Here is a 9028-nt window from a genome sequence, read left to right on the forward strand (position 1 = left end):
TCAGATCTCCCCATCCAGTCCGTCTTGCACCTGCTCGGCCGCACGCAACACCGCGCGCGCCTTGTTTTCGGTTTCCTGCCATTCCATCTCGGCGATGGAATCGGCCACGATGCCGGCCGCGGCCTGCACATACAGGTTGCCGTCCTTGATCACGCCGGTGCGGATCGCGATCGCCACGTCCATCTCGCCGCCAAAGGAGAGATAACCGCAGGCGCCGCCGTAGATGCCGCGCTTTACTGGCTCCAGCTCGTCGATGACCTCCATCGCCCGCACCTTCGGCGCACCGGTCAGGGTGCCGGCCGGGAAGGTCGCGCGCAGCACGTCCAGGTTCGACAGGTTCTGCTTCAGGCGACCCTCGACGTTCGAGACGATGTGCTGCACATGCGAGTATTTTTCGATGACCATGCGGTCGGTCACCTTCACGCTGCCGGTCTCGGCGATGCGGCCGATGTCGTTGCGCGCCAGGTCGATCAGCATCACGTGTTCCGCGATTTCCTTCGGGTCGGCCAGCAGTTCGACCGCCAGTTCGGCATCGCGTTCCGGCGTCGATCCGCGCGGACGGGTGCCGGCGATCGGGCGCAGCGTGACCTTGCGTTCGCCGGCTGGCGACGTTTCGTTACGAACCAGGATCTCCGGCGAAGCGCCGACGATCTGCATGTCGCCGAAGTTGTAGTAGTACATGTAGGGCGACGGATTCAGCGAACGCAGCGAGCGGTACAGCGACAGTGGCGAATCCACATACGGCTTGCGGATGCGCTGGCCGATCTGCACCTGCATCAGGTCGCCGGCCATCACGTATTCGTGGGCCTTGGCCACCGCTGCCAGGTAGTCTTCCTTTGAAAAATCGCGCACGGCTTCGGTACGCACCGAGCCGGTGGTGACGGGCACGTCGACGCTACGGCGCAGCATGATGCGCAGTTCTTTCAAACGCTGGCGCGCTTTCGCGAATGCTTCCGGCTGCGACGGATCGGCGTACACGATCAGGTAGAGCTTGCCGGACAGGTTGTCGATGACGGCCAGTTCTTCCGTCACCAGCAGCTGGATTTCAGGCAGGCCGAGGTCGTCCTTCGGCGCGCTGCCGGCAAGCTTGCGCTCGATGTGGCGCACCGTGTCGTAGCCGAAGTAGCCGGCCAGGCCGCCGCAGAAGCGCGGCATGCCGGGGCGCAGGGCAACCTTGAAGCGCGCCTGGAATGCTTCGATGAAGTCGAGCGGATTGCCCTCGTGCGTCTCGGTTACGACGCCGTTCGTGACGATCTCGACGCGTTCGCCGCTCGCGCGCAGCAGGGTCTTGGCAGGCAGACCGATGAAGGAGTAGCGGCCGAAGCGTTCGCCGCCGACCACCGACTCGAGCAGGAAGGTGTTCTTGCCGGTGTTCTGCGACTGGGCCAGCTTCAGGTAGAGCGAGAGCGGCGTTTCCAGGTCGGCGAACGCCTCGGCGATCAGTGGAATGCGGTTGTAGCCCTGGTTGGCCAGCGAGCGGAATTCGAGTTCGGTCATGTTCATCTCCAGGCCGCCATCGAAAGGGAGGAGTGTGGCGGCGTGTGTTCAAAAAACCTGCCGGACGCGCGTGCAGCCGGCAGCAATCAATACAGGGTTAGTTAGCCCAGGATTGCCAGCGTCGCCACAGCCAGGCCTCAAGGGCGCCGGTCTGGTTGACAGTGTGTTTTTTGGTGAAGAACATGTATAGATAAGTGAGTTTAGGCGGTACTTACTGGCCGTTGTGCGCACGAATCAGCTTCGCGGCATCCAGTAGCGAATTAACTATACCATCGGAATCGATCTCTTGCACAGGCCTTCCGTGGTTATAACCATATGGCACTGTGAGCACGAAGCAACGCGCGGCGCGTGCCGCTTCGGCATCGTTCGAGGAATCGCCGATCGCCACCACCTGCGGCGGCGGCAGGTCGAAGTCGCTGCAGACCTGCAGCAGCGGCAGCGGATCGGGCTTTTTCCTGGGCAGCGAATCGCCGCCGTAGACCAGCTCGAAGTAGGGCGCCAGGCCTTTTTGCGCCAGCAGCGGCGTGGTAAAGCTGATCGGCTTGTTGGTCACGCAGGCCAGGCGCAAGCCCAGCGCGCGCAAGGCTTGCAGGCCTTCGATCACGCCGTCGAACAGCACGCTCCTGTCACCGTTGATGGCCAGGTAGTGGTGCTGGTAGGCGGCCATCGCGGCATCGAAGACGGACTCGACGCGGTCCGGATCGAAGTCGAGCGACAGCACGTCGCGGATCAGTTTTTCCGAACCCTTGCCGACCATCGGCTTGATCACGGCCTGCGTGATCGGCGCCAGGTGGAACTCGGCGCGCATGGCGTTCAGGGCCAGTTCGAAATCCGGCACCGTGTCGAGCATGGTGCCGTCCAGGTCGATGATGGCAGCCTTGATGGCCGCGGCGCCGGCCCGCATTACTTGCCGACCGTGGCCAGTTCGGCGCGCATGGCGTCGATCACGGCCTTGTAGTCGGGCTTGCCGAAGATGGCCGAGCCGGCGACAAAGGTGTCGGCGCCGGCAGCAGCTGCGGCGGCGATGTTCTCGGCCTTGATGCCGCCATCGACTTCCAGCATGATGTCGCGGCCGGATTCGTCGATCAGGCGGCGCGCGATCGCGATCTTCTTCAGCGCTTCGGGAATGAAGGACTGGCCGCCGAAGCCCGGGTTCACCGACATGATCAGGATCATGTCGATCTTGTCCATCACGTGTTCCAGGTAGTGCATCGGCGTGGCGGGGTTGAATACCAGGCCGGCCTTGCAGCCATGGTCGCGGATCAGCTGCAGGGTGCGGTCGATGTGCTCCGACGCTTCCGGGTGGAAGGTGATGATGTTGGCGCCGGCTTTCGCGAAGTCGGGGATGATGCGGTCGACCGGTTTCACCATCAGGTGCACGTCGATCGGCACCTGCACGTGCGGGCGGATCGCCTGGCAGACCAGCGGGCCGATCGTCAGGTTCGGCACGTAATGGTTGTCCATCACGTCGAAGTGGATGATGTCGGCGCCGGCCTCGACGACGTTGCGGACTTCCTCGCCCAGGCGGGCGAAATCGGCGGACAGGATGCTGGGAGCGATGCGGTAGGTGGTCATTGCGGTGACGGATAGGTGGTCGGGAATCCGGCTATTTTACGCCGAGCCGGCAGCGAAGCGCGCGAACCGGCTTTTTGCCGGCCCTGTATGATTGTCGTTTTGCGCACATCTGCGCCGCAGCCAGGCTGCGATATTCGCGCAGGCAACTAATAAAACGACAAGAGGAAAGCCGATGTCCGCCTACGATTTCACCGTCACCGTCCGCACCCAGCACTTGCCGGAGCAGTCCAATCCGGAGCGCGACAATTATGTGTTCTCTTACACGATCACGATCCGGAATACCGGCAGCGTGCCGGCCCAGCTGATCTCGCGCCACTGGGTGATCACCGACGCCAACAACCGCACCCAGGAAGTGTCGGGCCTGGGCGTGGTGGGGCACCAGCCGCTGCTGAAGCCGGGCGAGCACTTCGAATACACCAGCGGCACCCAGCTGGCCACGCCGCAGGGCTCGATGCATGGCGAATACTTCTGCGTGGCCGAGGATGGCCACCGCTTCGAGGTGGCGATTCCCGAGTTCGTGCTGTCGCTGCCGCGCAGCCTGCACTAATCAGGGCTGGTCAGCGTCGCGCGGCGGCTGGCTGTCGTCGCGCAGCGGGCGCTTGCGCTCCTCCGGACGGCCCGAAAACATGGTCCACCACACGATAAACACCAGCAGGAACAAGGCCACGCCGGCTTCCAGCATCAAGATCCACATACTTTCGTCCTATGCAATCGATACGCCGCCCTAGTGTACCTGCTTCAATCGCCCTCGTCGCCGTTCTTCTGGCGGCTTGCGGCACGACGCCGCAGCAGCCGGCGCCTGCCCCGTCGCCGGAACCATCGAAGCAGCCGGACATCGTGATGCCGCCGCCGGTGGGGCCGGTCGCGATTCCTGCACCGGAGCCGGCGCCTACCGAGCCGCCGCCACCGGTGCCGGCCATGACGCCGGTGTCGTTCGCCGCGCTGCCGGGCTGGCAGCAGGACGACCTGCGCCAGGCCTGGCCGGCCTTCCTGTCGTCGTGCCGCGTGCTGGCGAAGAAGGCGGAGTGGATGAATGCCTGTGCCCAGGCCGCGCGGGTCGATGCGCGCGATAACGCGGCGATCCGCGCGTTCTTCGAGACCTACTTCGTACCGAACCAGATGCGCACGCCCGACGGCGCCGACACCGGCCTGATCACCGGTTACTACGAACCCATGCTGCGCGGTGCGCGCAAGCGCGGCGGCGCCTATCAAACGCCGCTGTACCGCGTGCCGGACGACCTGGTCACGGTCGACCTGGGCAGCGTGTATCCGAATTTGAAGAACATGCGCCTGCGCGGCCGCCTGGCCGGCAAGACCGTGGTGCCGTACGCCACCCGCGCCGAGATCGAGCGCGCGCCCTTGAAAGGCAAGGAGCTGGTCTGGGTCGACGATCCGGTCGAAGCCTTTTTCCTCGAGGTGCAGGGTTCGGGCCGCGTGCAGATCGCCGAAACCGGCGAGACGGTGCGTATCGCTTTCGCCGACCAGAACGGACATCCCTATAAAGTGATCGGGCGCTGGCTGGTAGAGCAGGGCGAATTGCCGGCCGATGGCGTATCCGCGCAAAGCATCAAGGCCTGGATCGCGGCCAATCCGGCGCGGCGCCAGGAACTCCTGAACGTCAACCCGAGCTATATCTTCTTCAAGGAAGAGCGCCTGCCGGATGCCTCGGTCGGGCCGAAGGGGGCGCTCGGCGTGCCCCTGACGGCGGAGCGTTCGGTGGCGGTCGATTTATCCATCGTGCCGCTGGGTGCGCCGCTGTTCCTGGCGACGACCCATCCGGCGGACGGGGCGCCGCTGCAGCGGCTGATGCTGGCGCAGGATACCGGCGGCGCCATCCGCGGGCCGGTGCGGGCGGATTTCTTCTTCGGCTTCGGCGGGAATGCGGCCGAGTATGCGGGCCGCATGAAGCAGCGTGGGAATGTGTGGGTGCTGCTGCCGAAGTAAGCGCCGTCAGTCGTTCACGCTGCGCAGGCGGGTGCCTGTGACGGCGGCAATCGCCAGCAGCACCGCACCCGCCGCCACGCACGCCAGTCCGGTGCGCACGCTGAAGCGCTCGGCCAGCGCGCCGGCCGCCAGCGCGCCCAGCGGCGCGCTCGCCACCGTCAGCGAGCGCATGGTCGCCACCATCCGCCCCAGCATCGCATCCGGCGTCACGCGCTGGCGCAGGGCGATGTAGGGGACGAAGAACAGCGTCGCGCCGCAGTCGAGCAGGAACACCACGACCGCGTAGGCGATGGTGCTGAGGGACGCGCTGCCCAGCAGCGTTTGCGGAATCGCCGGCATCAGGGCAAAGCCGAGCGCGCAGCTGCACAGGCCGGCCAAAATCGCGCGGCCGGTGCCTAAACGATCGGAGAGCGGCTTGACCAGCACCGAGCCGGCCAGGATGCCGGCGCCGCCCAGCATCTGCGCCGTGCCCATCACGCCCGGCGTCATGCCGAGCACGCGGGTCGCGAACAGCACGTGCAGGGCCATGTAGCCATAGAACAGGAAGTGCCAGGCGCCGGAGGTCCAGGCCAGGGTGCGCAGCACGCGGTGCTGCCAGACGAAGGCCAGGCCGTCGCGGATATCGCGCAGCGGATGCGTGTCCGTCGGCGCCGGCTTCGGCTCGCGCGCACGGATGCGCTTCAGGTTCGCCAGCGAGACCATGAAGCCGGCCACGTTGCACAGGATCGCGATGGGCGCGCCCAGCAGCTGCACCATGGCGCCGGCCATGCCCGGCCCGATCAGGCGCGCGGCCGATTCGGTGGCGGCGAACTTGGCGTGGGCGTCGACCAGGCGCTCGCGGCCGACGACAAAGGTGAGGAAGACCTGTTCGGCGCTGCCGCCGATGACCATGCCGGTACCGAGCACGAAACCGACCGCGTACAGCCAGTGGATCGTGAGCGCATCGAGCCACCAGGCCAGGGGCACGCTGGCCAGGGCGGTGGCCACCATGGCGTCGCTGCACATCATGATCGGCAAGCGGCGGCAGCGCTCCAGCAGCACGCCCGAGGGCAGGCCGAACAGCAGGAAGGGCAGGGATTCCAATGCGCCCAGGGTGCCCATTTGCGCCGGCGTCGCATGCAGCATGAGTACCGCGCAGATCGGCAGGGCGAGCAGGGTGATCTGGGCGCCGAACTGGGTGAGCGCGCTGGTGAGCCAGAGACGGCGGAAGTCGGCGTTTCGCAACAGGCCATCGCCGGCGATTTGCTGCAGGAGTTGACGGGGATGGAGGATCACGTGCACGCACAAGACATGGCAGGGCCGGCAATGATACCGTCCTTTTTGGGCAGCGGAGGCGCTACAATCGCGGCAGAGAGTCACATAGATAACGTCATATATATTCTGGAGGAGAGCCCATGGAGTACGCAGACCTGCTGATCGAAAACCACGGCAAGGTGGTCGTCATTCGCCTCAACCGTCCGAAAGCGATGAACGCGCTGAACGACAACATGATGAACGAGCTCGGTCAGGCACTGTACAAGTTCGACGCCGACCCGGCCGTGAACGTCATCGTCCTCACCGGCAGCGAAAAAGTCTTCGCGGCCGGCGCCGACATCGCCGCCATGGCCGAGTACACCTATGCCGACACCTACCCGGGCAACTACATCGGCCGCAACTGGGAGCACATCCTGAACGTGCGTAAGCCGGTGATCGGCGTCGTCGCCGGCTATGCGCTGGGCGGCGGCTGCGAGCTGGCGATGATGTGCGACTTCCTGATCGCGGCCGACAGCGCCAAGTTCGGCCAGCCGGAAATCAAGGTCGGCGTGACCCCGGGCGCCGGCGGCACCCAGCGCCTGCCGCGCGCCATCGGCAAGTCGAAGGCCATGGACATGCTGCTCACGGCGCGCATGATCGATGCCGCCGAGGCCGAGCGCACCGGCCTGGTGTCGCGCATCTTCCCGGCCGAGAAGCTGATGGAAGAAGCGCTGGCGGTGGCGAACACCATCGCCGAGATGCCGGTGTCGGTCGCCATGGCGATCAAGGATTCGGTGAACCGCGCGTATGAAACCACGCTGACCGAAGGCGTGCGCTACGAGCGCCGCTTCTTCCACGCCGCCTTCGGCACGCCGGCCCAGAAAGAAGGCATGTCCGCCTTCCTCGGCAAGCGCAAGGCGAATTTCGACGGCATGTAACCGGCATGCGCGCGGCGCTGCGGATCGGTGCGGGCGTACTGGTTGTCGCTGCGGCGGCAACCTACGGCTGCACCTCGCTGCCGCCGCTGGGCGCGCGCACCGCCAGTGCGGCGCTGCCTGACACCGCCAACACGCGCCTGGGCCAGGCGATCGTGCCGCTGGCTGCCGAACATCCGGGGCGCTCGGGCATCCACGCCTTGTCGGACGGGCGCGATGCCTTTGCCGCCCGGGCCTTGCTGGCGCGTGGCGCCGAACGCAGTCTCGACGTCCAGTACTATATATGGCGTGACGATCTCACCGGCACGCTGATGCTGGACGCCTTGCGCAGCGCCGCCGCACGCGGCGTGCGCGTCCGCCTTCTCCTCGACGATAACAATACCGCCGGCCTCGACCCGGTGCTGGCCGCGCTCGACCGCGAGCCGAACGTCGAGGTCCGCCTGTTCAACCCCTTCGGTTCGCGCGGCTGGCGCAGTCTCGGCTACCTGACGGATTTCAGCCGACTGAACCGGCGCATGCACAACAAATCCTTCACGGCCGATAACCAGGTGACGATCGTCGGCGGGCGCAATGTCGGCGACGAGTACTTTGGGGTGGCGGGCGACATGCTGTTCGTCGATCTCGACGTGCTGGCGGTGGGGCCGGTGGTGCAGGAGGTGTCGCAGGACTTCGACCGCTACTGGAATAGCGCGTCGGCTTATCCGGTTTCGGCATTGGTCGATCCGGCCGCGGCCCAGGCGTCCGGCGCACTGGCGGCGCATGCGGCGCAGCTGCGCGCCCGGCCCGAAGCGCAGCGCTACCTGGACGCGATGCGCGCCTCTCCTTTTGTCGAACAGCTTACCGGGCGCCGTCTGCCGCTGGAGTGGAGCAAGGCCGAACTGGTGAGCGACGACCCGGCCAAGGTGCTGGGCGATGCGCCGCAGGACAGCCGCATGGTGGCCGACCTCGGCAAGCTGCTGGGCGAGCCGAAGCGGCAGGTCGACCTGGTGTCGCCATACTTCGTACCCAGCAAGCGGGCGGCGCAGGGGCTGGTCGACATCGCCCACAGCGGAGCAAAGGTGAGGGTGCTGACCAATTCCCTCGAAGCGACCGACGTCGCGGCGGTGCATGCCGGCTACGCCAAGTGGCGCCATGAATTGCTGCGTGCCGGGGTCTCTTTATATGAGCTGCGCCGCCGATGGGGGCCGGAGCTGCCGGATAGCGGACGCGGGCGCTTCGGCAGCTCGGCATCGAGCCTGCATGCCAAGACCTTCGGCGTGGATGGTCGCAGTGTATTCGTCGGCTCCTTCAACCTGGACCGGCGTTCGATCGACCTGAATACCGAGATGGGTTTTGTGATCGACAGCCCGGCCCTGGCGCAGCGCCTGGGCCAGACCCTGGACGAGACCATTCCGGGCAGCGCCTATGAAGTCCGCCTGGACAGTGACGGCAAGCTGTATTGGCTGGAACATACGGATGGAAAGACCGTGCGTTACGACCAGGAACCGGGCACCACGGTATGGAAGCGCGCCGGCGTCAAAGTACTGTCGGTGTTGCCGATCGACTGGCTGTTGTAAATAGTTCGCAGCCGGGTCTTGCGCAACAGCTCAGCCGTTTGCTATAGTTCGCCTCCGCTTCGGCGCTGCTGTAAAACGTCAACGAAATCAAGTAGTTGATCCTTGCAACAGCCAACTCAGGAAACTGAGGCGAAGCAAAGAAGGGGTTGACGAGAAACAGAAATTGCTTCATACTCTTCTTCCTCTGCTGCTGACGAACAAAACGATTCGCAGAACGCAGCAAGCAACACCGAATAAGTTCTTTAACAATTAACAGTCGATAAGTGTGGGCGTTTGATGAAGGTGCCA

General features: G+C 65.3%; 10 protein-coding genes. 4 read left to right on the forward strand and 6 right to left on the reverse strand.

Translation table 11 applies throughout. The features are described 5' to 3' along the window. The 3 genes from trpE to rpe all read right to left on the reverse strand — a co-directional run bounded on the left by trpE (window position 1) and on the right by rpe (window position 3072). Window positions 1-1497, reverse strand: coding sequence for an anthranilate synthase component I (trpE, locus tag QPK31_RS16680; RefSeq protein ID WP_290424034.1), 1497 nt, complete (start codon window positions 1495-1497; stop codon window positions 1-3). A gap of 211 nt (window positions 1498-1708) precedes the next feature. Continuing rightward, window positions 1709-2401, reverse strand: a complete 693-nt coding sequence (locus tag QPK31_RS16685) for a phosphoglycolate phosphatase (protein ID WP_290424035.1) — start codon at window positions 2399-2401, stop codon at window positions 1709-1711. Then, window positions 2401-3072, reverse strand: coding sequence for a ribulose-phosphate 3-epimerase (gene rpe, locus QPK31_RS16690; RefSeq protein WP_229437504.1), 672 nt, complete (start codon window positions 3070-3072; stop codon window positions 2401-2403). Before rpe ends, QPK31_RS16685 begins: the two co-directional genes overlap by 1 nt. A gap of 172 nt (window positions 3073-3244) precedes the next feature. On the opposite strand from rpe, the gene apaG reads away from it, so the two are divergent. Next, complete coding sequence (gene apaG, locus QPK31_RS16695) at window positions 3245-3619, forward strand: Co2+/Mg2+ efflux protein ApaG (RefSeq protein ID WP_290424036.1); 375 nt, start codon at window positions 3245-3247, stop codon at window positions 3617-3619. Here the strand turns inward: apaG and QPK31_RS16700 are convergent, their stop codons facing one another. Continuing rightward, entirely contained in the window at window positions 3620-3766 is a 147-nt protein-coding gene (locus QPK31_RS16700) for a hypothetical protein (RefSeq protein WP_290424037.1), read from the reverse strand. It abuts the gene before it with no gap. Window positions 3767-3777: 11 nt separating this feature from the next. Between QPK31_RS16700 and QPK31_RS16705 the strand changes: the two genes are divergently transcribed. Then, window positions 3778-5016 carry a murein transglycosylase A gene (locus QPK31_RS16705; protein WP_290424038.1) on the forward strand — a complete coding sequence of 413 codons (1239 nt, stop codon included), beginning with the start codon at window positions 3778-3780 and terminating at the stop codon, window positions 5014-5016. Between the two features lie 6 nt (window positions 5017-5022). On the opposite strand, the gene QPK31_RS16710 is transcribed toward QPK31_RS16705, so the two are convergent. Next, window positions 5023-6291 carry an MFS transporter gene (locus tag QPK31_RS16710; RefSeq protein WP_290424039.1) on the reverse strand — a complete coding sequence of 423 codons (1269 nt, stop codon included), beginning with the start codon at window positions 6289-6291 and terminating at the stop codon, window positions 5023-5025. Window positions 6292-6410: 119 nt separating this feature from the next. On the opposite strand from QPK31_RS16710, the gene QPK31_RS16715 reads away from it, so the two are divergent. Both QPK31_RS16715 and QPK31_RS16720 read left to right on the forward strand, forming a co-directional pair. After that, window positions 6411-7187 carry an enoyl-CoA hydratase gene (locus QPK31_RS16715; protein ID WP_290424040.1) on the forward strand — a complete coding sequence of 259 codons (777 nt, stop codon included), beginning with the start codon at window positions 6411-6413 and terminating at the stop codon, window positions 7185-7187. 5 nt (window positions 7188-7192) lie between these two features. Next, window positions 7193-8740 (forward strand): phospholipase D family protein, encoded by a 1548-nt coding sequence (locus tag QPK31_RS16720; RefSeq protein WP_290424041.1) that lies wholly within the window; start codon window positions 7193-7195, stop codon window positions 8738-8740. On the opposite strand, the gene QPK31_RS16725 is transcribed toward QPK31_RS16720, so the two are convergent. Next, a partial coding sequence (locus QPK31_RS16725; RefSeq protein ID WP_290424042.1) for a hypothetical protein occupies window positions 8700-9028 on the reverse strand: 329 nt, incomplete at its 5' end. The two genes, QPK31_RS16720 and QPK31_RS16725, sit on opposite strands and share 41 nt — an antisense overlap.

It is taken from the genome of Massilia sp. YIM B02769 (assembly GCF_030411995.1).
Lineage (GTDB): Bacteria > Pseudomonadota > Gammaproteobacteria > Burkholderiales > Burkholderiaceae_D > Telluria.

Bases quoted from the DNA above. Each gene is read 5' to 3' on its own strand.
- trpE (WP_290424034.1), bottom strand. From the start codon at position 1,497: ATGACCGAACTCGAATTCCGCTCGCTGGCCAACCAGGGCTACAACCGC.
- QPK31_RS16685 (WP_290424035.1), bottom strand. From the start codon at position 2,401: ATGCGGGCCGGCGCCGCGGCCATCAAGGCTGCCATCATCGACCTGGAC.
- rpe (WP_229437504.1), bottom strand. From the start codon at position 3,072: ATGACCACCTACCGCATCGCTCCCAGCATCCTGTCCGCCGATTTCGCC.
- apaG (WP_290424036.1), top strand. From the start codon at position 3,245: ATGTCCGCCTACGATTTCACCGTCACCGTCCGCACCCAGCACTTGCCG.
- QPK31_RS16700 (WP_290424037.1), bottom strand. From the start codon at position 3,766: ATGTGGATCTTGATGCTGGAAGCCGGCGTGGCCTTGTTCCTGCTGGTG.
- QPK31_RS16705 (WP_290424038.1), top strand. From the start codon at position 3,778: ATGCAATCGATACGCCGCCCTAGTGTACCTGCTTCAATCGCCCTCGTC.
- QPK31_RS16715 (WP_290424040.1), top strand. From the start codon at position 6,411: ATGGAGTACGCAGACCTGCTGATCGAAAACCACGGCAAGGTGGTCGTC.
- QPK31_RS16720 (WP_290424041.1), top strand. From the start codon at position 7,193: ATGCGCGCGGCGCTGCGGATCGGTGCGGGCGTACTGGTTGTCGCTGCG.